Below are 23,599 nucleotides of genomic sequence, written 5' to 3' on the forward strand. Positions count from 1 at the left end.
AATATTCCGAGCAATATCCGTGGTAAACGGCACTGCACGGGCGTCTTATGTGTGCGAGCATATATCAGTTTCTTATCTTCTGCAAAGGGAAAAATAAGAATCTAAGGTGTCAACTGCCTATTTGCTGCTTCTAGTTCAGGCGCTGCCCGGTGGTGGTGCTAAATAGATGCACTCGGTCCGGGTCGGGGGAAACGTAGAAAGTATCGCCCACCGCATAGCGGCCGCGGGCATTGACCAGGATGCCGGTCTGACCGCCCATGCGGGTAGAGGACTTAAGGATGCCATCGGCGGAGCTGCTGCCCGCGGCGTCGTTCAGGTCGCCATAAACGTAGGTCTGGTTACCCAGTTCCTCGATATGCGCGACAGTAAACTTTGCCCCACCGTTGCCGGTATCGCTTAACTGCCAGTCTTCAGGGCGGATGCCCACGGTGACAGTCTCAACGCCATCGAAGTTGTAATTGGCCAAGTTGATGGGGGTAGAGCCGATACGCAGCTCCGAGGAGTTATGGGATAGGTCGTAGATATTCATCGCCGGGGAGCCAATGAATCCGGCGACAAAGACGTTCTGCGGGCGGTCATAAATGGTACGGGTGGTATCCACCTGCTGTAGGACGCCGGCGTTGAGAACTGCGACGCGGTCACCCATGGTCATCGCCTCCGTCTGGTCATGGGTGACGTAGACGGTGGTGGTGCCAAGGCGGCGCTGCAGGTTAGAGATCTGCGCGCGGGTGGATACGCGCAGCTTGGCATCCAAGTTGGACAAGGGCTCGTCCATGCAGAATACGGCTGGCTCGCGCACGATGGCGCGTCCCATAGCTACGCGCTGGCGCTGGCCGCCGGAAAGATTGGCGGGCTTGCGGTCCAGCAAATCTTCCATCTGCAGGATCTTCGCAGCCTCTTGCACGCGAGACTTAATCTCGCTTTTAGGGACCTTGCGGTTTTCCAGTGCGAAAGACATATTCTGCGCTACGGACATATTGGGGTAGAGCGCATAGTTTTGAAAGACCATGGCCACGTCGCGGTCCGAGGGGCTCACCCCGGTGACGTCCTTACCACCGATACGAATGGAGCCGCGGTCGGTGGGCTCGAGGCCGGCGAGCATACGCAGGCTGGTGGACTTACCGCAGCCGGAGGGGCCGACAAGGACCAAGAATTCGCCGTCAGCAATATCGAGGTTGAGGCGGTCAACGGCGGGGCGCTTAGCATCCTTGGAGTAGATGCGGCTTGCGCCATCGAAGGTGACAGTAGCCATGGTTACCTTTCAGAATGTAGTGAGGGGAGGAGGGCGCCAGGGGGAGCCTACTTATTGATGACGGTCTTGACCTGGTTGTCATAAATGGACTGCAGGGTCTTTTGCAGGTCTGTAAGCACCTTGGTGACGTCATCGCGGTTGGTGACAATCTTTTCGAAAGCACCACCAATCTCCTGGTCCGCGCCGGGCAGGAAGACACGGGCATTATCCTGCGGGCGAGTCTCCGGAAGTTGCTTGATGGCGGTTTCGAAGTTCGGGTTTTCCTCCATGAACTTCTTCTGATCCTTGTTGTCTACCGCGGTGGAGCGCACCGGCATATAGCCCACGTTCTGGGACCAGTAGCAGGTGTTTTCCTCATTGGTGATGAAGTCGATGAGCTTAATTGCAGCCAACTGGCGGTTCTTGCTGATGCCAGCTGGGATGGCAAGGCCAGCACCACCGGTAGGGCAGGCGCCCTCGCCAGTCGGGTTAGGCAGGAAGGCGGTACCGAGCTCGAATTTGGCGGTATCGGTCAGGCCTGCCAGGTCACCGGTGGACAGCACAGTCGCGGCTGCGCGGCCGGTGCCGAACTCCATGGCCATGTCATTGCCCACGTAGGAGTAGCCCTTCTTTTCATCGGTGATGTCTTTGAGCCACTCGACGGCCTTGATGGTCTTGTCATCGGTGAACTTCAAGTCCCACTCATCGGAGTAGGCACCGCCCTTGGACCACAGTGGGCCTTGGAAGATCCAGCCCAGGTAGTCCACGGCATCGCCCCAGCCAAATGGCTTCATCTTGGAATCGGCCGCGGCGAGCTTCTTGGACCACTCGTCCATCTCATCCCAGGACTTCGGGCCGCGGTCAGGCAGACCGGCCTTCTTCCACGCATCCTTGTTGTAATAGAACAACGGCGTGGAACGAGCGAAAGGAAGCGCAAAGTGGCCGCCGTCGTAGTTGTAATCCTCGTAGAGTGGCTGCACATAGGTAGACAGGTCGATGCCGGCTTCCTTCGCCAGGTCATCCACGTTGGCGACCTGGCCGTTGATGGCAAAGTTGTACCACCAGACGTCGGAAAGCACCACGATGTCCGGTAGATCTTGGCCGGTGAGCGCGGCGTTGAATTTCTGTGCAGCCTCTTCGTAGTTCTTGCCGGCATCAACGAGGTTGACCTTGATATCAGGATTCTCCTTTTCAAAGCGGGAGATGATTTCCTTCTCAATGTCCTTAGACGTGCCCGGGTGGTTGGACCACCAGGTCAATTCGGTGACTTCACCATCGCCGCCTTTGTCTTTACCGCCTTGTGGGTTAGTAGAAGAGGTGCCGGCGCAAGCGGCGAGAGTGGTGGCAGATGCGGCTGTGGTAGCAAGGGCGAGGAATGTGCGGCGTAGCATGTAGTTCTCCTGAAAAATCCTGGTTAAGGGGGGGAAATAAAGTATGTGGAAACGGCGAGCGTGGGTGGGGTAGAAGTCCTTCTATCCCTTGACGGCGCCAGTGGTCAGGCCTTGAATCATGTACTTTTGCAAGGCTAGGAAGATGATCACCATCGGGATGATGGTGAGGATGGTGGCGGCCATAACCGGACCCCAGTTGGTCACGCCATCGTTGTTTTGCAGCATGGTCAGGCCCACCTGCAGTGGGGCAACGTCCTCAGTATCGGCCATGAGGAATGGCCACAGGTAGGTATTCCATTCATTGACCATGGTGATGACGGAAAACGCGGTCAGCGTTGGCCAAGAGACCGGCAGGAGCACCTTGGTAAGCAGGCGGATGGGGCCGGCGCCGTCCATACGGGCGGCTTCCACCAGCTCATAGGGCAGGGATAAAAAGTGGTTGCGCATGAGGAAGGTGCCGAAAGCCACGCCGGCCAGCGGCACGATGATGCCCACGAAGGTATTGCGCCAGCCCAAGGAATTGACCAAGGCGTAGTTAGAAATGACGGTGATCTCGCTGGGCACCATGAGTGAGGAAATGACCAACAAGAACACCAGATGGCGGCCTGGGAAGCGCAGGATGGCCAGCGCATAGGCAGAGATGACACCAAGCACAATCTTGATGATGGACAGCACTGCGGTAATGACTACCGAGTTGCGCAGGTAGGTCCAGAAAGGCACGCGGGTGGTGGCATCGGAGTAATTCTCAGTCTCCCATACCGGCGGCAGCCAGTTGACCGGATCTGTATAAATATCGCCCTTGGCCTTGAAAGAGGTCATGAGGATCCAAAAGAGCGGGAGACCAATAAGGAGCAGTACCGCGAGGATGCCCAAATAGCCGCCTACGAGCTTGGCGCGACGGGTGGTGGGGGATTCATCCGTGACCATGTGAAGGGTTGAAGTAGCCATAGTGGGTTAACCTCGCTTATCCATGATGCGTACCTGGATCAGGGTGATGATGAGCAGGATCAGGAACAAGATGGTGGCGGCAGTCGCACCGTAGCCGGCGCGGAAGTTGACGAAGGTCTCGTTATAAATCTGGAAGACCAACGTCTGCGTGCCATTGCCCTGTGGGCCGCCACGGGTCATGACGTTGATGATGTCGAAGACCTGCACGGAGTTAAGAAGCACCGTGATGGAAAGGAAGAAGGTCGTATTGCGCAGCTGCGGCATGGTCACACGCCAGAATTTGCGCCAGCGTCCGGTGCCGTCGATAGCGGCGGCTTCATCCAGTTCCTTGTCTAGGCCTTGGAGCGCGGCTAGATAAATGACAAAGGTATATCCAAGGTTTTTCCACACGAAGGTGAACGTCACCATGAACATCGCCCAGCCTGGCACGGCATAGAAATTCGGGGAGTCGATGCCGAACCAGCCCAGCATGTCCTGGATGAGGCCAAAGTTCGGGTCAAAGACGAATTGGAAGGCGATACCAATGGCCGCGCCAGAGATGGCATAGGGCGCGAAGACCACCGAGCGTGCAAAGTTGCGGCCCTTAATGTTCTGGTTGAGCAGCAATGCCAGTGCTAGACCGATGATCATGGAGCCAATGACCGCAAAGAATGTAAATACCACAGTGTTGAGCACGATGGTCTTCGTATCCTCGCGGCTAAACCACTCCACATAATTGTCCAAGCCTACAAAGGTGGAGGTAGGGCTGGAAATATTCCAATTGAAAAAGGATAGCCGGATATTATCTAGCAGCGGCCGGTAAGTAAATACAGCCAGCAGGATCAGGTTCGGCGCTAAAAGCGCTGCGGCCAGCAGCCATTCCTTGTGGCGATTGCGCGCTGCTTTGCGCACCAGCGCCGCAGAATCACTGGGGATTTCCGTGTGGGCGTGACGGGCGATGGTAGTGCCTGAGTTGCCGCCACTGAGAGAGTCTTCCTGAAAGGTCACTCGGTCAATCTAGGGTGGACGGGTGAAGCCCAGATACATGAAAAACAAACAATCAGTGAATTATTAATGTCCGATGGGTTAAAAGTGGATGCGTCATCAAATTTTTTTAAAAACTCCAGCTCAGCAGGCCGTGGTGCCTGTCTCTTTTCCATAAAACTATGGCTGGCATTACAAAAATGCCTTGCTTGCCGACGCCCACCTTCCTCCCACCCTTCTACACTGGCACCCATATTCCACCGCGATTCCACAAGGAGGAAGCAATGTCTGTCCGCACTGTCTGCAGCAACTATGACTCCGTCAAAGTTTGGCAGGAGCCACTTTATAAGGACCTGCATCAGCACCCGGAGCTATCAATGCAGGAGGAGCGCACGCTTGGCATCATCAAGGGCAAGCTTGCTGACCTCGGGTTTGAACAAGTGGATGTAGGCGGTGGCGTGGTTGGCATCTTAGAAAATGGTGCCGGGCCAACTGTCATGCTGCGCGCGGATTTTGATGGCCTACCAGTCAAGGAGGACACTGGCCTGGATTATGCCTCCACCGATACCGCTCTTGACCCGGATGGAAACCCCATATCCGTCATGCACGCCTGCGGTCACGATTCGCACGTGGCCAGCCTGCTGGGCATGGGTGCGCTCATGGCGCAGGCCACCGACCAGTGGTCCGGCACCCTGCAACTAATTTTCCAACCGGGCGAGGAAATCGCTGCCGGTGCCCAGTCCATGGTGGATGACGGTCTGGTAGATAAGGTAGCAACTCCCGATGTTGTCCTAGGTCAACATGTTTTTGCTAGCCAATTTCCTGCTGGCACCGTTGCTCTTGCCGCAGGACCCTTCATGTCCACCGCGGTAAGTCTGGATGTCAAGGTTTATGGCCAAGGCTCGCACGGTTCCATGCCACACCGCAGCGTCGATCCAGTGGTGCTGGCCAGCTCCATTGTGATGCGCCTTCAGACAGTCATTTCCCGCGAACTAAGCCCTTCCGAGTTTGGGGTGTTGACCGTGGGTGCTATCAATGCCGGTTCGAAGGCAAATATCATTCCCTTTGAGGCTAACCTGAAGATCAACGTGCGTGCCTATAGCGAGCAAGTACGCGATAAAATCTCCGGCGCCATCGAGCGCATCGTCAACGCTGAGTGCCAGGCTGCCGGTAGCCCTCAGCCTGCTGAATTTAACTATCACGATGCCTACCCGCTTACCAGCAATGATGACGAGACCACGGCGCGGCTCCAGAAAGTCTTCACATCCTACTTCGGCGCCGACCGCGTTCTTACCGCAGAACCCCTCACAGCCAGTGAGGATTTCTCCACCATTGCGCGTGCCTTTGGGGTTCCCTATTGCTTCTGGGTATTTTCCGGCCGCGAAGAGGGAAAAGATGTTCCCAACCACAGCCCGCACTTCGCCCCGCTGCTCCAACCCACATTGCGCACTGGCACCGAAGCACTTGCTGCCGCTGCATTGAGCTATCTGGGCAACGACTAAGCGGGAAACTGTACATGGCCGCACGGTTCTTAAAAGATGTGCGGCCATTGCTGCTGGCATCCGGGCTGTGGGGGAGTAGTTCATAGCCGCCAATTCTGGTGAGTTTTCTCTATGCAAGGTTTTCCTGCGTCCACCGTTTCTTAGTGCAATTAACCGGCAGACCCCTAAAACAGCTCCAACGCCCGGGCCTCACTTGGGGCCGCAGGGCGCTGGAACTGGTTCTCTCTATCTCTCTTGCGTTCTCTCAAACGCATGAACTTAAGATAACTCCCTAGCCTGTTACAGGCCTGCGTTTTACCTGTGAGTATTGTGGTAATGGGGTGGAAATCGCCATATAAACGCGCAGACCAGCCCACGGTGTAAAAGGCGGCGACCTCTAGGTCGATGAAGAACTATTCATAGGGGTGCGGTTCTGCGTAGGATTCTAGGTAAAACTAAAAGTGTGTTCTCGGGCTTCGGTTGGGGTCGAGAAGCCTTTAAATAGGCGCTAAAACCGTGTCAGAGGAGGAGATGTGTCGCAACAATTTGATCCAGAATTGCACCGGCAAATGGGCGTGGAAGCGGATGTTGTCTTGCGGGTGGGAATGCTCCTAATGGGTGCCGGCACTTCTGGTTACCGTGTTTTAAGGGGGATGAAACGCAGTGCGCGAGCTTTGGGGTTTGACCACTTAGATGCCACAGTGGGTTTGACGCAGATTACTTGTACGTTCCACCGCGGGGAATATTTCAGGACAGTGATTGCCCGGCAACATTCTCCTGCGGTTGATGCTTCGCGGATAGAAGCCTTAGAAGACCTGACCCATAATCGGCTCTATGCGGGGATTACTGCCCAAGAATTGGCCGCAAAGCTGGATGTTATTGAGTTTGGAGTCAAAAAGCGCTGGAGCGGTTTAGTTCTTTCTTTTGCCGCCGCGATCGCGTGCGCGGCGTTTGCGTATCTTAACTGTTTCCCGCTAGAAGCGGTGGGGTTGGTGGCTCTAGCGGCGTTTGCAGGCCAGTTTGTGCGGTACACGGTTCTCCACCGGCACGTCCATCAAATCGGGGGAGTAATTGCTGGCGGGGCAACGGCAAGTATCGTTTTCTTCCTTTTAACGGAATTTTTTGGTGCGATAGGCTCAGTGGCTCCGAGTGAATTGTCCTCGGGCGTGGTAGCAGCGGTTTTATTCTTGATCCCCGGATTTCCTCTTTTCTCTGCTTTGATCGACATTGCGCGTTTTGATTTGGACGCAGGAATAGTCAGGTTAGGGTACGCCTTCACTGTTATATTTACAGCGACTTTCACAGTCTCGATGGTTAGCTGGTTGACACAACTTACCCCTGATCCGCCCGCCCCTGCACAGGATATGAAGTGGTTTTTGTTGGCGCCGGTCGCAAGTTTTCTGGGAATTGCTGGCTTTGCCTTTCTTTTCAACTCTTCCCGCCGCATGGTTTTGGTCGCAGCGTGTGTCGGAACGGTGGCAAACGAGCTCCGTTTGATCCTCATTCACGCAGGTACAACTATTTTCTTTGCGGCATTCGTGGGAGGACTATTGATTGGGCTGTTAGGTGCGGTTGCTTCTAAAAAGGCGCGCCTTCCTCGTATTACAACGACCGTTCCGGCTGCCGTGATTATGATTCCGGGGGTTACAATGTTTCGAGCAGTGTTTTATTTGAATGACGGTCAAATGGATCAAGCTTTGGCAAACGTTGCGACAGGAATGATGGTGGTTGGTTCTATTGGCGCCGGATTGGTGTTTTCTCGCCTGCTAACTGATAAGGATTGGGCATTGGGCCGACTTATTGATTTTGATAAAAAAATTCCGCAGAAGCCCTCTACAGCATGAAGTTAGGGTCTTAACTGGGAAAACGCCTGTGGCCCCCACTTCCTTTCGGAACTGGGGGCCACAGGCGTCTCTCTCACTGTTTCCATATATCGGCATGTGCCGCCCTGTGGAAACTGCAGGGGGTTCTCTCTATCTCTCTCATATGCGCTCTCTCAAACGCACGATCTCAGTATGGGGCACTGTGCTGTAGTGTCCATGAGGCTCGGCTGTTGGGTGGCTGTTAATGGCTGGGAGGGGATGGATAAGGCGCTGACAAGCGTAACACTTGTGGGGGAGTGCAATATTGGCGCATAAAAGTGACGTACACCATAAGTTGATTCTGTAGGGTTGAGGGCATGCGCGCAGCGGGCCTGCGCCGTTTTCAACTGCTTGTATAGCTACAGAATTGAGGTGAGGAGCATGTCTCCTCTCACTTCCCAACCCCCAGCCAATGATGCCGTGCCGGCACAGGTGGAAGATACAGAAGAAACAAAACGCCAGCATCGCTCGGCCATAAAGGCAGCGTTTATAGGCACCTTCATTGAGTGGTTCGATTACGCAGCCTATATCTATATGTCCGCGATTATCTCCCGAGTCTTTTTCCCGGAGATGGAAGGCCGCCGTGCCCTGATTATGACGTTTGCGCTCTTTGCGCTGTCATTCTTGGTGCGGCCTTTGGGTGGCATCGTATGGGGTCACTTCGGTGATAAACACGGACGCATCCAGACCCTAACGGTCTCCATTGTGATGATGTCCCTGGCTACCGCGTGCATCGGTTTCCTTCCTGGCTATGCCACCATCGGCTTCGCCGCGTCCCTTTTGCTGCTGCTGTGCCGCATGGTGCAGGGCTTTTCGGCAGCCGGTGAGTATGCAGGCGCGGCCACGCACTTGGCCGAGATCGCTCCGGCCGGCAAGCGCGGCATATATTCCGCGGTGGTGCCGTCCGCTACGGCTTCCGGCTTGTTGCTGGGCTCGCTCATTGCCTCGTTGCTGACGGGCGTGCTCGACGATGCCGCCTTGGATTCCTGGGGCTGGCGCGTGCCTTTCTTGATTGCGTTGCCTTTGGGCATGTACGGTCTGTGGATTCGCCGTCATACGGAGGAGTCCTCCCACTTTGAGGATCAGGATGAACCGGAAGAATCTCCGTTGCGGGAGGTGCTCAAGTATCCCAAGGCCTTGGCCATTGCCTTTGCTGGTGCGGTGCTCAACGCCATTGGCTTCTACGTCATTTTGACCTACCTGCCCACCTACCTCTCAGAAGAGTTGGGTATGGCCGCAACCCCGGCGTTTATAGCGTCCTCTGTTGCCTCCGCATTCTATGTGGGCTTTGCCTTGCTTACCGGCATGCTTTCGGACCGCCTGGGCCGCCGCACGACCATGCTGTGCGCGGCCGCTTTTATGGGCGTGACTATCATTCCGGCCTTTATGCTTCTCGACGGCGCCGGAATCCTCCTCGTCATTATCATTCAGGTCTGCTTGGGTGGCGTGCTGGCGCTCAACGACGGCGTCCTGCCCTCCTTCCTTTCCGAGCAGTTCCCCACGCACGTCCGTCTATCCGGTTTCGCTCTGACGTTTAATACGGCCAATGCTGTCTTTGGCGGTACTGCTCCGATGATCGCCACCTGGCTTATTGATGTCACTGGTCTGCAGCTTGCCCCTGCTTTCTATTTGGTGGCTGCGGCGCTGGTGACTGGAACCGCGGTGCTATTCGCGTCGAAAAAGAATAAGCTGCACCAGTAGCGTTTCGCTATAAAAGGATAAAACGCCTGCGGCCCTCGGAACCGGAAGGAACCGAGGGCCGCAGGCGTCTCTCTCTACAAGGTGTTTCCATGTATCGGCCTAAGCCGCCCTCTGGAAACTGAGGGGTTCTCTCTATCTCTCTCGTATGCGCTCTCTCAAACGCATGATTTAAGTATGGGGCACGGGGCTGCTACCACAATGGATTGTGCCTGATAGGTCCCTGCTAGTTGCTGAAAGTTTACTGCTAGCCCATTTGTAGCTTAATAGTCATAACTTTCGGCAGTATTTGCATCCGCGCCAATGCGTTGCAAGTGTGTGCGGCGCCTTTTCCTGTTCTGACATGTTGTCTCCCGCCTTGTCAGACAGGAAAAGTAATTGTCGAACCACTTTTTTATGGGATTATTGGAACATTCCCCAGATGGTGGCAAAGAGCACGATAAAGCCCATGACCGCCACGAAATAGTTGGTCTTTTTGCCACGGAAGCGGGCTAGGGCGTCCACTCGGTAAATGACCCAGATGGGAAGCAGGTAGGTCATGAAGGCGAAGAAGACGCCGCCCACGACAGAAATCATGTCCAGGATGGAGGGGTTGAAAATTCCTACCAGTGACGTGGCGATGAAGATGAAGAGGTAGGTCCATAGGTCGAGCGTGCGGGCAGACATCTTCTTTGTGGATTTCGGTGCGGCCAGGTTGAAGAGGTACTGGGTGCCCTCGATGGTGCCAAGGGCATGGCCGAAATAGGAAGAAGCCACCGCACAAATAACCACGATGGGTGCCATGTAGGCCATAAATGGGGTGCCGGTTTCGTTGGCGAAGTAGGAAAGTACCGGCAGGTTCTTGTCATTTGCCTCCTCCATGCCGTCTGCGCCCATGGCCAGTGCGCAGGACCAGACAAAGAACATGGTGAAGACGGTCGGCAAGATGGCGGAATTGCGGATAACCTTATCGGACTGTGCGTGGTGGTCCGCTCCGTATTCCTTTTCCATGCCCAGCGAGAATTGGGAAATCGCAGCAACGAAGGAGAAGGAGAACACCAAGACGGGAAGGATAAGGATAATGGCCTTGATAGCCCCGCCAGCGGTGTGATCGCCGGCCTCCATGAAGGAGCCGAGGTCCCATTGCGGACTGAGGTAGAGCGATACTGCTGCCAGCGCCACGATGAGCGGATAAACCACGAACTGGGCAATCTTCAACATGATGGCATTGCCAAAGGCAAGTGCCAGCGTCATCAGTCCTACGCACAGCGGTGCCAAGATATAGCGAGAAATTTCCGGCCCACCTAGCTGGTTGACGATGAAACTATCGACCGTATTAGTAATCGATACGCCGTAAATGAGCACCACCGGGAAGATGGTGAACCAGTAGATAATCGCGAGGATAATGCCGTTGCCCCGGCCAAAGAAGTGGGTGAGTACTGCAAGGACGTCTTCGCCATGCAGCGGCGAATAGCTAATGATCCAGGAGAAAGCACGGTGGGCCAGGTAGGTCATCGGGAAAATGAGCAGGGTGGCTACCAGTAGCGGGATGAAGCCGAAGCTGCCGGCGGAAATCGGCAAGAAGAGGATACCTGCGCCCACGGCAGTGCCGAAGAGCGTGATGGTCCACTGGCTATTGACGGCCTTATTGGTAGTCACCTGGCTGCCGCTTGGGGTGTCTGCGTTGCCGGTAGTGGGTGAACTGGCCGGTGAAGCAGGCGCATTCGCAGTCGTGTGAGACATAGAATTCATCCTTCAGTATGTGTGAATAAGACAACATAAACAATCTATCTGAAGGTTTTGGCGAACGAAAGTAAAAGTGTGATCTAATTTAAAGAAATATTAAAGACCGCCGCACCGAGGGTGGTGCAACGGTTTTTGGGAATCTTGCTAAGGCTTGGCAGCTAGTCCGCGATCAGGTTTTCTTCCTTCAAAAAATCGAGTGCCACGGTGGTGTAGTCCTCACCGTCGACGTCGACGCGGGCATTGAGTTCCTGCATCTTTTCGTCGTTAAGCAGCTGTGAAACGATCAAGAAGAAGGCCGCCGCACCATCAGTGGTGCAGCGGCCTTCTCTTTGAGACTGGCTAGGAAACTATGTTCCTAGGGAAGAAGTAGGGGTTCTTAGAACAGACCCTCAGCCTTCTTGCCAAAGTCATTCAAGGTGTGCTCGCGGGAATCAACGTTCTGGTCGTTGTGCTTGGAGTCATCACCCTTGATGCGGGAGGTCTGGGTTACCTCGATGTTATTGATGAGGCGGCCTTCCTTGGTCTTGCCATCGCCGAAGTCCAGGTTCGCAATGCGAGCCTCTTCGCCAGCGTTAATCGGGTTAGCCAAGGTCACCTCGAAGGAACGGGTAGAGGTCTTCTCGTTGAAGCCCAGGTCACGGATGTGAGCGCCGTTGGAGGAACGCGGAGTGATGAGACGGTCAACGCCCTTCGGGCCCTTGGCGGTCTTTACATCAACGCGGAACTGGGTAGCTGGGAACCCGCCGTAGTAGCGCTCGGAGCCAACGTTCTTGGCGCGGACTGCAACGGTGCCTGCGAAGCCAGCGTGCTTAGCGTCGGAAACGGTCATGTAAGGTTCGAGGTCGAGCTTGTGCTTGGAGTCCTTCTTGTCCTCCTTGGCATCAACCTCTTCCTGCTTCTTCTTGTCAGCAGCCTCTTCGTTCTTGCCCTCTGCCTCAGAAACCTTCTCGGCATCTTCCTTGGCGGTGCCCTCGGTGTCCTTGATTACCTCTGCGTCAGCCTCGAGGTTCTTGTCCTCTTGCACAACCTTCGGGTCGTTGACGTCGGTGGTGTTCTGGGCATCCTTGTTAGGAGCGTAGGAATCAGACAGCTTGTCGTACAGTTTGACGCGAACTTCGTTCTTAACCGGCTGCATTGCATTCCAAGCGGTCGGGGTGGACCAGGTGCCGTTTGGCTTGCAGTACTGCTGGGTACCGGTCATGTTCAGCACGCGGAAGCCGTAGGTAGCTTCACCGGTGTGGTTTGGCGGAACGTCGTAAGGTCCGATGGACTGGCCAGCCTCCCAAGACAGGGAGTAGGAGGCGCTAGCACCAATCTTGGTTGCGATCTCGTGGGAGATGCCTGCGGAGCCTTCAGCATTCTTGCCGGAGCCCTTGCCGCCCAGGTTCATGGACGTGGTCTCGGTGCGGTCACCGTTGACGGAAACGGAGATGGACTGGGACTTGGACAGATCCTGCTGCAGCGGGATGTCCTTCTTGGTCTGGTTGGTGGTGGAGATGGTGCCGGCCGGCAGGAAGCGATCGGAAACCTTGTAGACCACGGTGCGGTGGTCCTCCCACGGGTTACATACCGGGCGAGGGTTCAGGACGTTCGCCTTCATGTGATCGGAACCGTGGGTGGTGTGGATGATGGGCAGCTGCGGGTTCAGGGCCGGGGTTTCCGGGTAGGACTCGGTCTGGGTGGTTGCGCCAGCCAGCGGTGCCGCGAATGCGGTGCCGGCGACGATGAGGCCGGCGGTCAGGCCGGTCATGCGACGACGAATCGACATCTAGAACTTCTCCTAATGCAGGTAGAAAATGAATGAACTTATGAATGAAATCCAGCAACTCTCGACGTTGCGCTAAGAAAACGCTAAAACACGCTTAAAGTTACGTCATCTCTTAGATGTCTATATATCTTCCCCAAAGAAAGGTCAATATGTTTTATATAGACCGAGCTGTTTAATGGGGGTTGTTCCCGCTAAGTGGTCGATAGTGCGTCAAAAATTATTGATGAATAGATGTCTATACATCGCTCGTTTGAGACGAATCGACGTATCCCCTATGTGGGGGTATTTTGCTATTTTCTAAAGTGGTGCACGAGTCTTGTAGGGAAATTGTAGGTGTGTCACTGTATGCGTCGTGCGCTGCATTTGAGCGGGTGAAAGGCGGTTATAAAATGCCTGCTGGTGAATGTTACATGTCATAAGTTATAGGCGTTTACATGGCAGAGGTTGGTGCTTTTCGCAACCGGAACTGTCCAGGATGTTCCGAAGAGGGTGGGGTGCAGGGCTAGAAGAGGGCGGATTCAACGATCAGCATGAGGGCTGCAGAGATGGCCACAATGATGACGATGCGGTTGAGCAGTTTCCTATCTATAAATCGGTTGAGGTAGTTCGCTGCGATAAGTCCAATGACAATAAGGGGGAAATAGGCCGCCGCAGCGGTTACTTGGGTGCTGCTGATCTGTCCATTGAGCGCCAAAATTATAAGAGAAATTAAGGTTCCGAGGACGAAGGTGCCCGCCAAAGTGCCGCGGGTACGGTTCGGATCAAAACGCTTCATAATCAACGCCATGGGCGGGCCGCCTATGGAAGTGGAGGTGCCCAGGATGCCGGAGGCTACGCCGGCGATGAGCGTATTGAGGGTGGTCGGCCGCGGGCTCCATCCCAAACTGGATAGGGTCATGGCAAAGAGTACGGCGGAACCGATGAAGATGGATAGTCCATTGGGGGACAGACTCGCGATTGCCCAAGCGCCTATTAAAGAACCGGGGATGCGGGCAAGAGAAGAGATTCCCACCACGCGCCAAGAAGTCTCGCGGTAGGAGCGCGATAACGTATAGCTAGAAATGCACAACGCGAGCAACAGAATGAGCGTGGGTAGGAGCTCAGGCCGAATGAGCGCGATGATGGGCGTGGCAATGGTCCCTAAACCAAAACCGATGGCGCCCTGAGTGATGGTGCCGGCAAGGATGAGGAGGCCGATGAAGATATAGGACCATGCGTCCGCGGAGATTCCCAGAAACATAACGAGTGCTAAGTGTATCTGGGCTCAATCCTGCCGACTAAACCTAGGAAAGGCGAGCTGTCACTTTCTCATTGGAGGCGATTTCCTCCAACCGCTCTGCTGGGCACACGCCGGCAACGATGACGGCGGAACCTCCCGCGGCGAGGGGCTCGAGCACGGCGCGGGAAAAAGACTCATTATCAGACCAGCCGGTAGATAGCAGGCGCTCGGCGCTCGCAGGAGTATTGACGAGTTGCGGCAGTGGCTGGGTTTCACCAAAGTACTGATCGCCGTAGAAGCGCACGGTAGGGCCGAAATCAATAGCGCCAGTGGGTAGATCGCCGCCGGATTCTACGACGCCGCGGCCAAAGGGGTCCTCGCTGATGAGCACGATATCGGCTTGGGGTTGACGATCATGGGCGGCGGGGTAGCGGGAGGGGGAGGTAAAGACGACGTCGGCAAGCGCGGCAGACTCGCCAAAGCTATAGGAAGGGCCGGAGCCGAGCGCACCCAAGGCCACAACGGCCGCTTGCCACGAGGAGGGCAGATCGATGGCAATGGTGGAATCTGCCTCTAGGTCGAGCTCTTCTTCCAACATATTGGCGATCTTCGCTACCCAATTGTCGAGCGTTTGCCCGGAAAAATCCATGCGTGCGCCGGTGGTCTCGTTATATACGGTAAGGCGCGGAGAGGCGGCATCGGCATGCAAAAGATGGGCGAGTAGTTCCATACTCGCCCATCGTAGGGGAGAAGTGCTAGTTCACGCAGCGCGGGCCATCGCCACCGGCGTCGATTTCTGGGGAAACCTTGGCGGTACCGAAGTCATCGCCCGGGGTGCCTACCGGCTGGCTGGACTTGTCTTCCTCCGGCTCTTGGGCGCTGGCCTCCTTATCGGAGGGGCCCTGGTAGTCATCGGTGGCCACGACGATGAGGGTGTCATTATCGAGCTGCGGGTTCTCTGCCACCGGCAGGCCACCCAGTTTCTTGGCTAGGGATTTCGCCTCCTTGCTCGTCGGATCAGCGGCTACCACTTGCGACTCACTGTAGATGCCCGGTTGCGCGTTAGCGGAGCGCTCTACCGTATAGCCCTTGCCCTCAAGCCAAGAGCCGATGCCGGAAGCTAGGCCGTCAATATTGCCGGCGTTGAGGACGTGGATATTGATATTAGGATCGACGTCCTTGTCCTTGTCCGCCTTTTTCTGCTTGTCCTTATCCTCGGCCTTGGCCTCATCGGTGGCTTCATCGTGGGACTTAGCCAAATCGTCCATGAAACGGTGAACCTCGGCGGCGTCGATAGTGACGATAGATTCGCCATAATCGCCCTGGCCGTCGATGGAGGTAACAGGGATGGTGGTGAAGGTGACATTGCCGCCTGCCAGGCCGGCAAGCTGGGTAACAAAGCCCATAATGTCCCAGCCCTCATCGATGACTACGGAGCGTTCCACCGCCTTGGCAATCTTGGAAAGCTTGGAGGGATTAGCCAGGGTGTCATTGTCCAAGATCTTATTGACCAGGGAAGCCATAAAAGCCTGCTGGCGCACGATGCGGTCGAGGTCGCCGCGCGGCAGGTTGTAGCGCTGGCGCACAAAGGCTAGGGCCTTGGCGCCATCGAGGGTCTGCTTGCCCTTGCTGAACTTAGCGCCAGACATATCGTCATTGACGTCATCATTGAGGCAGACTTCGACACCATCGACGGCGTCGGTAAGCAGGGTAAAGCCCAGCAGGCCCACCTCCGCGTAGTGGTCGATGGACACACCGGTCAAGGACCGCACCATGGCCAATAACCCTTCGCGGCCGGCCTCGACGCCCTGCTTTTCGATGTCCTTATCCGAGTGCGGCTTCTTTTTGCCCTTTGCTTCTGCCTCTGCGTTTTCCTGCTTGAGCTCGTCCACCTTGGCGTTCTTGTGAGAGGCGAAGACAGCATTCATCTTCATATTGCCGTACTCCGGATCCTTAACATAGGTATCGCGCGGAATGGACACGGCGGTAGCACGGGAACCATCCTCCGGAACGCGGATGAGCATCATGGTGTCGGTATTTTCCTCACCATCGGCCACGCCCGCGTGCAGGTCTGCTAGTTCCTTATCGGAGAGGGGATCGCCCTTAGCATCGGTGCGCGAATCCTTGCCCACCAGCAAGATATCCACCGCGCCATCGAGCGAGTCACCGGAAAGTCCCTTGCCGCCTAAGGACAAGTCCTTGGCAGAAGACATACCATTATCAAGCCGGCCGACGGTGGCATAACCCACGCCAGATACCACCAGGATCAGGGCGGATAGCAGGGCTACGATCGTCTTTATGGCCGTGGAACCTTTTTGCTTTACCGCACTAGCGGCAGAGGGCGCCGGCTGAATGGTGCGCGCCCGGCGAGTGTTCTCAGAAGTCACAAGTGGAGGCTTTCTAGATTGGTGGGGATCTGGAGACAGTTTAGGGCAGAACGTTAAAAACTTAGTGATCCGCGTCCGATTTCGCGTGTTCGGGCAGTGTCCCTGCCCAGCGCGAGGAGTGCTTGTGACTAAGCTCGTGGCCATTGTGACTACTCCAACTCAACTCCCACTGGCCGTGATCACCGTGACTTATAGTCCCGGACAATACCTCGGTAGTTTTTTAGACTCCCTGCCGAGTGCGTACGCCCGCGGCACCAAGGTGGTGCTTGCGGATAATGGCTCTACCGACGGTGTTCCCGAGGCTGCCGCCCGCGAGCGCGCCGGGGTAGATTTCCTCGATACCGGCGGGAATATCGGCTATGGCGCCGGCATGAACGCCGGTGCCCGCTTCGCCCGCGAGCGCGGCGGAGTAGATGAGGAATTTTTCCTGATTTCCAACCCGGACGTTGCCTTTAGACCGGGATCTATCGATCGGCTCATCGAGTGTGCCCGCAAATGGCCGGACGCTGCGGCCGTGGGCCCGCGCATAGTAGAGCCGGACGGCACCAATTACCCCTCTGCCCGTGCCGTGCCTACCGTCGCCACCGGCATTGGGCACGCCCTCTTTTCCTCGATCTGGCCCTCTAATCCGTGGTCGCGCGCTTATCGCAATGAAACCGATATGACTACGCAGCGGCCGGCTGGTTGGTTATCTGGTTCCTGCCTTCTTGTGCGTTGGGAGGCTTTTGAAGCCATCGGCGGATTTGATGAGCGTTACTTCATGTACCTCGAAGACGTAGATCTAGGCGATCGCTTCGCGCGCGCCGGCTACCAAAACATTTTCTGCCCAGAAGCAGTCATCAGTCACGCCAAGGGGCATTCCACACAAGCACACGCCGGCGCCATGCTACGCGCGCACCATGACTCCGCCTACCGCTTCCAAGCAGACCGCCACCCCGCCTGGTGGCAGGCCCCATTGCGTGGTGCACTGTGGCTGGGGCTGCGGGTGCGTGGGTTAATTGCCTCGGCATCGGCAGGTTCTTAGGCCGCGGTGCGCGTGCCGTTGACCTAGATTGCGCTTTTAAGCTCTACACTGTCCCTCAGAAAATCACCGAATAAAACTGTCTGCATACATAAGGAAGACTATGACTGAAGCAGTCACCACTCACGGTGCCAGCACGGATGCAGTGATTCTCGTTGGCGGTCGCGGTACCCGCCTGCGTCCACTAACCATCGGTACACCGAAGCCGATGCTGCCGACGGCCAACTATCCGTTCCTGCAGCATCTTCTCGCCCGCATCAAGGCCGCCGGCATCGAGCACGTGGTCATGTCTACCTCATATAAGGCTGAGGTCTTTGAGGAGTACTTCGGCGACGGTTCGGACCTAGGCCTGGAGATCGAGTACGTGGTGGAAGAGACCGCACTCGGTACCGGCGGCGGTATCCGCAATGTCTACGACAAGCTGCGCAATGACACCGTCATGGTCTTCAACGGCGATGTGCTGTCCGGCATGGACCTGGAGGGAATCCTCACCACGCACCATGACAAGGACGCCGATGTCACCATGCATCTGCTCAACGTGGCTGATCCTCGTGCCTTCGGCTGCGTGCCTACCGATTCCAATGGTCGGGTAACCGCCTTCTTGGAAAAGACTGAGGACCCGCCGACCAATCAGATCAACGCCGGCTGCTACGTCTTCAAGCGTTCGGTCATCGAGTCTATTCCGGCCGATCGTGTCGTCTCCGTCGAGCGCGAGACTTTCCCGGGACTGCTGGCAGAGGGTCGCCTCGTTGTCGGTCACGTGGACAACTCCTACTGGCGCGACATGGGCCGCCCAGATGACTTCACTCGCGGATCGTCGGACTTGGTGCGCGGCATTGCGCCTTCCCCGCTGATTGAAGGCAAGACCGGCGAGTCCTTGGTGGATCCTTCGGCCGGTATCGCTGGTGGCGTGCTGCTGCTGTCCGGTACTGCCGTGGGCCGTGGTTCCGAGGTAGGCGCCGGATCTCGCCTCGAGGGCACCGTCGTCTTCGATGGCGTGCGCATTGAGCCAGGTGCCATCATTCATAACTCCATTATTGCCTCCGGCGCACATATTGGCGCCAACGCGGTCATTGAAAACTGCGTCATTGGCGAGGGCGCCCACATTGGAGCGCGCTGCGAGCTTCTCGACGGCATGCGTGTCTTCCCCGGCGTTTCCATCCCGGACGCTGGAGTGCGTTTTAGCTCCGATGCTTAACGCTCCTGCCGTGGGCTGGGCCATGCGATAAGTCTGACTGGGATAGGCCGAACTGAGGAAAATGAGTCCTTGGTTCGGCCTTTTCCATGCGGAATTACTCAGCCTGTCCTTCTAAAGCTGCCACCATAATGCGAAATCTGTGCAGCGTTGGTGAGTACGTAGATCCCTTCTTTGAGAGATTGTGCGCGCGACACGCCGGAATTTTCTGAAAATTGTTGACAGAAAAACGGGGTGCCACTACATGTAGTACCCCCTACCTATACCCCCAGTGGGGAGTAGTTGTTACAGATGTGACGCGTGGGGATCGTGTGCTGCGTTTTTGCCGAAAAGTGCGAAGAAGCCGCTAATTCGGGTTGACGATATTTAGTGATCCGGTGTGAAATTACATCAGTGAAAGAAACAGCGGCCGACGCCGTTACTTCCACACCGGCCCAGCGGGGTTACCCAAAGGGAATGTGGTGTACGGTCGGTTGCACTGATTAGAATTACCCAACCTCGGAGAAAGGAAAAGGCGTGGACAAAATGGCTAATAACAACGCCATTCTCCGTGGCGGTGCTGCTGCAGAGATGTCACTCGATGAACTCTTCGGTGCCGTCGAGCAGGAGTGGCAGGACCAAGCGCTGTGCGCGCAGACGGACCCTGAAGCATTCTTCCCTGAAAAGGGAGGTTCTACCCGTGAGGCTAAGCGCATTTGCCAGGCCTGCGCGGTGCGTGATGAATGCTTGGAGTACGCGTTGGAGCACGACGAGCGCTTCGGTATTTGGGGCGGGCTATCGGACCGTGAGCGCCGCCGCCTCAAGCGCGAGATTGGATAATTAAGGTGTCCAGAAAGGCCCCGGGCAAGCACATGACGTGCGGCCCAGGGCCTTTCTGCTGGGTCATATCGTGAAGGTGGCTACCAGCTATAGCGTGGATCCACTTCCTCCGGGTCCAAGTTGAGATAATTCGCCACGAGCGCGGTAATAACCGTACCTAGAAGCTCGGAACGCTCGGACGGGGTGGAAGCGCGCTGCTCGATGGGCATGCGGAAAATGACCAACCGGGCGCGCGTGGGGTGGCCGGCGGAGTCTACGCCGGCAGGAACCACGCGCCCGAGGGGGACCGGCCCATCGGCGATAATCTCATCCGGGAGCACGGTCATATCGGGTGAGAGCCGCATGCGCGGAATGGTGTCTACGGCTAGGTCGAGGCCACGCAATTGCGGGGCGAAGGAGTTTTGGATGGGGGCATAGGCCTCCAAGACGGCCATGTCGAAGTGCTCGCGCGCGCTGCGGTAGCGCGGAGTCTGCTGGGGGAGGAGGGGTCCGCGCATGCCGTGGCCGTGTCGGTCGCGGGCGGGGCGGATGTGCGGGCGAGCGGCGGTCATGCCCTGATTCTAAGGCGCAGGTGGTCTGGATTTAGCGGAGCCACGCCGGGGCGAAGACTATCTAAATCTCAACTAAGGGTTTAGACTTATGCGCTGTGACTATTTCTCGCCATTGCTCCCGCCCAGGCTGCGGCCGCCCCGCCGTGGCGACATTGACCTATGCGTACGCGGACCAGACGGCCGTGGTCGGCCCGCTGGCGGAAGAAGAGAACCCGCACAGTTGGGACCTGTGCGCCACGCACCGCGATCGCATCTCGGCTCCGGTGGGCTGGGAGCTGGTGCGCGTCGATCGCATCGAGCTGGATGAGGAAGACGATCTGATGGCCCTGGCAGAAGCGGTCAAGGAAGACGGCCGCGTGACCACCGGCTTGGTCGATGACGGTAGCGCCGGTTCGGGGGCAGACCCTATCGACTATTCCGCGACCTTTGATGGCGCTGACCCAGCTAATTCGAATCACCCGGTCTTTCGTACCCGTCGCGTGGCTTATGCCAAAAAGGCCCGCCGTGCCCACCTTTCGGTTGTACCCGATGAAATAACGCCGGCGGAATCGGAACTGGACTGACACGGACCCCGCAGTGCAGTAGTTTCCCTGCGGGCGAGAGTACTATTGCTGGGTATGCGAACTCGTGAGCAGCTTGATGCAGTAATTAAGGCCTATGACGTCCGTGGCGTGGTGGGCGAAGACATCGATGAACACTTCGTGCGCGATACGGGCGCTGCGTTTGCCGCCATCTTGCGTGAGGAAGGCGAAAATACCGTGGCCGTCGGCCACGATATGCGTCCCTCCTCACCGTCTTTGGCGCGCGCCTTCGCTGAGGGTGTGACCTCGCAGGGCCTCAATGTGACCCTGTTGGGGCTGACCTCTACCGACGAGCTTTACTACGCCGCTGGTTCCCTGGAGTGCGCGGGCGCTATGTTTACCGCCTCCCACAACCCAGCCAAGTACAACGGAATTAAGCTCTGTCGTGCCGGCGCAGTGCCTGTGGGCCAGGAGACTGGTTTGGGGCAGATTAAGCAGATGCTTATTGAAGGCACCCCTGAGTACACCGGCACTGAAGGTGCGATTGCAGAGCAGGAGATTCTGGCTGGCTATGCGGACTTCCTACGCAAGCTGGTGCCGTTGGAGGATTCCAAGCCTCTCGTCGTGGCTGTAGATGCCGCCAATGGTATGGGTGGCCACACCGTGCCGGCTGTCTTCGATGGCCTGCCTTTCGAGGTTCGTGATTTGTACTTCGAACTTGACGGTACCTTCCCGAACCACGAGGCTAATCCGCTGGACCCGAAGAACCTGGTGGATCTGCAGAAGTTCACCGTGGAGCAGAAAGCCGATATTGGCTTGGCTTTTGATGGTGATGCGGACCGCTGCTTCGTCGTGGATGAAAAAGGCCAGCCTGTTTCCCCGTCTGCCATTTGCGCGTTGGTGGCAGGACGCTACTTGGATAAGTTCCCCGGCGCTACCATCATCCACAACTTGATTACCTCTAAGACCGTGCCGGAGCTCATCAAGGAAAAGGGCGGCACCCCAGTGCGCACCCGCGTGGGTCACTCCTTCATTAAGGCGCAGATGGCTGAGCACAAGGCCGCCTTCGGCGGTGAGCACTCCGCGCACTATTACTTCCAGGAGTTCTGGAATGCTGATTCCGGCATGCTTGCCGCTATGCACGTGCTGGCAGCGCTCGGACAGTCCGATAAGCCGCTAAGCGAGCTCATGGCAGAATACTCCCGCTATGAAGCCTCTGGTGAGATCAATTCCACCGTGGAGGATCAGAAAGCCGCTACCCAGGCAGTGCTGGATGAGCTGGCGGATAAAATTGAGTCCGTCGATGAGCTGGATGGTGTGACCGTCGAGCTCAAGGGAACCGAGGCATGGTTTAACGTACGTGCCTCCAATACGGAACCGCTGCTACGCCTCAACGTAGAGGCAAAGACCGCCGACGAAGTTCAGGCCATCGTCGACGAAGTCCTCGCCATCATCCGCCGTTAAACCTCGGCGCGCGAGTGGGAGACCATGTCCTCCCACTCCACGAACTTCTTGCGTTCGCGGCCCTCGCGTTCGCCCAGTGCGCGCTCGGCCGCGTCTAAACGCTGCCAGTCTTGCCACGTCAAGTATTCGATTCCCCGCTCGCTAAGGACCTCGGTGATATCTGCGTCGCTGGAAGGGGAGGGGAGGGTGCCGGAGGCGGCGTCGGCAAGCAGCATGCCAATCGTTTCCGTGGCATCGGACTTGGTATTGCCAATGAGCCCCACTGGCCCGCGCTTAATCCATCCGGTGGTGTACAGGCCCGGAACTACCTTGCCGGCCGCATCGATGACATGGCCACCATCGTTATTGATGACGTTTTTGTCCTGGTTGAAGGGCACGCCATCGACCGCATCGGAGCGGTAGCCGGTGGCGAAATAGACCGCCTGCGCCGGCCATTCGGTGAACTTCCCGGTACCGTGCACGCTGCCATCCCCATTAAGGGCGGTGCGCTCGGTCTTAATCCCGCTGACTTTGCCGTCCTTACCCATGATCTCCACCGGCTGCTCAAAAAGGTGAATCTGCAGGGTGTGCGGTGCCTTTTTCGGATCTCGAATGGCGTACTGCTCGAGCACCTGGCACACCAAGTCAGTGGACTTGCTTTCTTGGCGCGCGGCCAGCGAAGCCTCGTCATAGTCAATGTCCTCCGGGGAAACCACGACATTAATGGACTCGGAATGGTCCAGCTCCTTGAGCTCCTGCGGGGTGAACTTGGCCTGCGCCGGGCCGCGGCGGCCGAAGACGCGCACGGTCTCGGCCTGGTTCTGGGCCAGGGAATCGTAGACATTATCGGGGATTTCGGTCACCTTGAGCTCGTCACCAGTCTTGGCCAGGATGCGGGAGACATCAAGGCCCACGTTACCCACGCCGATGACTGCGACCTCTGTGGCGGAAAGATCCCAATTGCGCTCGAAGCGCGGGTTGCCATCGTAGAAGCCCACGAACTCGCCGGCACCATGCACGCCGTCGAGGTCCGCGCCGGGGATATCGCGGTGGCGGTCGCCCACGGCGCCGGTGGCAAAGACCACGGCATCATAATGCTGCTGCAGCTCATCGACGGTGATATCCCGGCCGATGTGCACGTTGGTCAGCAGGCGAATCTGCTCCGTATCGAGTACGCGGTGGAGGGATTTAATGATGCCTTTAATGCGCGGATGGTCCGGTGCTACGCCGTAACGGATGAGGCCAAAGGGGGCGGGCATCTGCTCAATGAGGTCAATCTGTACCTCACCACCGGTCTTTTTTACCAAGATGTCGGAGGCATAGATGCCGGCTGGACCGGCACCGATCACGGCTACTTTTAAGGGCTGATTCATGTT

At 56.9% G+C, this 23,599-nt stretch carries 19 protein-coding genes and 1 pseudogene; 8 read left to right on the forward strand and 12 right to left on the reverse strand.

Going from position 1 to position 23,599, the window contains the following annotated elements:
- Positions 1-130 precede the first annotated feature (130 nt).
- The 4 genes from ACP8J1_RS03005 to ACP8J1_RS03020 form a co-directional block, all read right to left on the reverse strand.
- Positions 131-1,252: an ABC transporter ATP-binding protein gene (locus ACP8J1_RS03005; protein ID WP_023027821.1), complete on the reverse strand. Its 1,122-nt coding sequence runs from the start codon at positions 1,250-1,252 to the stop codon at positions 131-133.
- A 47-nt stretch (positions 1,253-1,299) separates the two neighbouring features.
- On the reverse strand, positions 1,300-2,622 hold the full coding sequence (locus tag ACP8J1_RS03010; protein ID WP_023020748.1) for an ABC transporter substrate-binding protein: 1,323 nt from the start codon (positions 2,620-2,622) through the stop codon (positions 1,300-1,302).
- A gap of 81 nt (positions 2,623-2,703) precedes the next feature.
- Complete coding sequence (locus ACP8J1_RS03015; RefSeq protein ID WP_034656258.1) at positions 2,704-3,549, reverse strand: carbohydrate ABC transporter permease; 846 nt, start codon at positions 3,547-3,549, stop codon at positions 2,704-2,706.
- A gap of 27 nt (positions 3,550-3,576) precedes the next feature.
- A complete protein-coding gene (locus ACP8J1_RS03020; protein WP_023020750.1) occupies positions 3,577-4,557 on the reverse strand; it encodes a carbohydrate ABC transporter permease in 981 nt (326 codons plus the stop codon).
- Between the two features lie 260 nt (positions 4,558-4,817).
- Here ACP8J1_RS03020 and ACP8J1_RS03025 point away from each other — a divergent pair, with 260 nt between their 5' ends.
- The 3 genes from ACP8J1_RS03025 (at position 4,818) to ACP8J1_RS03035 (ending at position 9,577) form a co-directional block, all read left to right on the forward strand.
- The gene (locus tag ACP8J1_RS03025; RefSeq protein ID WP_023020751.1) at positions 4,818-6,035 is read left to right on the forward strand and encodes an amidohydrolase; all 1,218 of its coding nucleotides are present in this window, start codon (positions 4,818-4,820) and stop codon (positions 6,033-6,035) included.
- Between the two features lie 548 nt (positions 6,036-6,583).
- Entirely contained in the window at positions 6,584-7,858 is a 1,275-nt protein-coding gene (locus ACP8J1_RS03030; protein ID WP_034656263.1) for a threonine/serine exporter family protein, read from the forward strand.
- A 399-nt stretch (positions 7,859-8,257) separates the two neighbouring features.
- On the forward strand, positions 8,258-9,577 hold the full coding sequence (locus ACP8J1_RS03035; protein ID WP_023020753.1) for an MFS transporter: 1,320 nt from the start codon (positions 8,258-8,260) through the stop codon (positions 9,575-9,577).
- A 399-nt stretch (positions 9,578-9,976) separates the two neighbouring features.
- Here ACP8J1_RS03035 and ACP8J1_RS03040 read toward each other — a convergent pair whose 3' ends face one another.
- The 6 genes and pseudogenes from ACP8J1_RS03040 to ACP8J1_RS03065 all read right to left on the reverse strand — a co-directional run bounded on the left by ACP8J1_RS03040 (position 9,977) and on the right by ACP8J1_RS03065 (position 16,673).
- Entirely contained in the window at positions 9,977-11,296 is a 1,320-nt protein-coding gene (locus ACP8J1_RS03040) for an amino acid permease (protein WP_302518388.1), read from the reverse strand.
- A 161-nt stretch (positions 11,297-11,457) separates the two neighbouring features.
- Positions 11,458-11,589, reverse strand: a pseudogene (locus ACP8J1_RS03045) (glycine betaine ABC transporter substrate-binding protein); the annotation flags it as partial.
- Between the two features lie 86 nt (positions 11,590-11,675).
- Entirely contained in the window at positions 11,676-13,067 is a 1,392-nt protein-coding gene (locus tag ACP8J1_RS03050; RefSeq protein ID WP_486697044.1) for a hypothetical protein, read from the reverse strand.
- A gap of 502 nt (positions 13,068-13,569) precedes the next feature.
- The gene (locus ACP8J1_RS03055) at positions 13,570-14,307 is read right to left on the reverse strand and encodes a sulfite exporter TauE/SafE family protein (RefSeq protein ID WP_023020756.1); all 738 of its coding nucleotides are present in this window, start codon (positions 14,305-14,307) and stop codon (positions 13,570-13,572) included.
- A gap of 43 nt (positions 14,308-14,350) precedes the next feature.
- Complete coding sequence (locus tag ACP8J1_RS03060; RefSeq protein ID WP_023020757.1) at positions 14,351-15,016, reverse strand: TIGR03089 family protein; 666 nt, start codon at positions 15,014-15,016, stop codon at positions 14,351-14,353.
- 25 nt (positions 15,017-15,041) lie between these two features.
- Positions 15,042-16,673 carry an LCP family protein gene (locus ACP8J1_RS03065; protein WP_023020758.1) on the reverse strand — a complete coding sequence of 544 codons (1,632 nt, stop codon included), beginning with the start codon at positions 16,671-16,673 and terminating at the stop codon, positions 15,042-15,044.
- A 124-nt stretch (positions 16,674-16,797) separates the two neighbouring features.
- Between ACP8J1_RS03065 and ACP8J1_RS03070 the strand changes: the two genes are divergently transcribed.
- From ACP8J1_RS03070 to ACP8J1_RS03080, 3 genes are all read left to right on the forward strand, one after another.
- Positions 16,798-17,697, forward strand: coding sequence for a glycosyltransferase family 2 protein (locus ACP8J1_RS03070; protein WP_023020759.1), 900 nt, complete (start codon positions 16,798-16,800; stop codon positions 17,695-17,697).
- A 100-nt stretch (positions 17,698-17,797) separates the two neighbouring features.
- Entirely contained in the window at positions 17,798-18,892 is a 1,095-nt protein-coding gene (gene manB / locus ACP8J1_RS03075) for a mannose-1-phosphate guanylyltransferase (RefSeq protein WP_023020760.1), read from the forward strand.
- A gap of 567 nt (positions 18,893-19,459) precedes the next feature.
- The gene (locus ACP8J1_RS03080; RefSeq protein ID WP_005528147.1) at positions 19,460-19,708 is read left to right on the forward strand and encodes a WhiB family transcriptional regulator; all 249 of its coding nucleotides are present in this window, start codon (positions 19,460-19,462) and stop codon (positions 19,706-19,708) included.
- Between the two features lie 80 nt (positions 19,709-19,788).
- On the opposite strand, the gene ACP8J1_RS03085 is transcribed toward ACP8J1_RS03080, so the two are convergent.
- Positions 19,789-20,259 carry a metallopeptidase family protein gene (locus ACP8J1_RS03085; protein ID WP_023020761.1) on the reverse strand — a complete coding sequence of 157 codons (471 nt, stop codon included), beginning with the start codon at positions 20,257-20,259 and terminating at the stop codon, positions 19,789-19,791.
- Between the two features lie 95 nt (positions 20,260-20,354).
- On the opposite strand from ACP8J1_RS03085, the gene ACP8J1_RS03090 reads away from it, so the two are divergent.
- Positions 20,355-20,822, forward strand: coding sequence for a DUF3499 domain-containing protein (locus ACP8J1_RS03090; protein ID WP_023020762.1), 468 nt, complete (start codon positions 20,355-20,357; stop codon positions 20,820-20,822).
- 54 nt (positions 20,823-20,876) lie between these two features.
- Positions 20,877-22,244: a phosphomannomutase/phosphoglucomutase gene (locus ACP8J1_RS03095; RefSeq protein WP_023020763.1), complete on the forward strand. Its 1,368-nt coding sequence runs from the start codon at positions 20,877-20,879 to the stop codon at positions 22,242-22,244.
- Here the strand turns inward: ACP8J1_RS03095 and ACP8J1_RS03100 are convergent.
- Positions 22,241-23,596, reverse strand: coding sequence for an FAD-dependent oxidoreductase (locus ACP8J1_RS03100; protein WP_023020764.1), 1,356 nt, complete (start codon positions 23,594-23,596; stop codon positions 22,241-22,243). The genes ACP8J1_RS03095 and ACP8J1_RS03100 overlap by 4 nt on opposite strands.
- Between the last annotated feature and the right edge of the window lie 3 nt (positions 23,597-23,599).

This window comes from Corynebacterium sp. LaCa_205 (genome assembly GCF_057458085.1).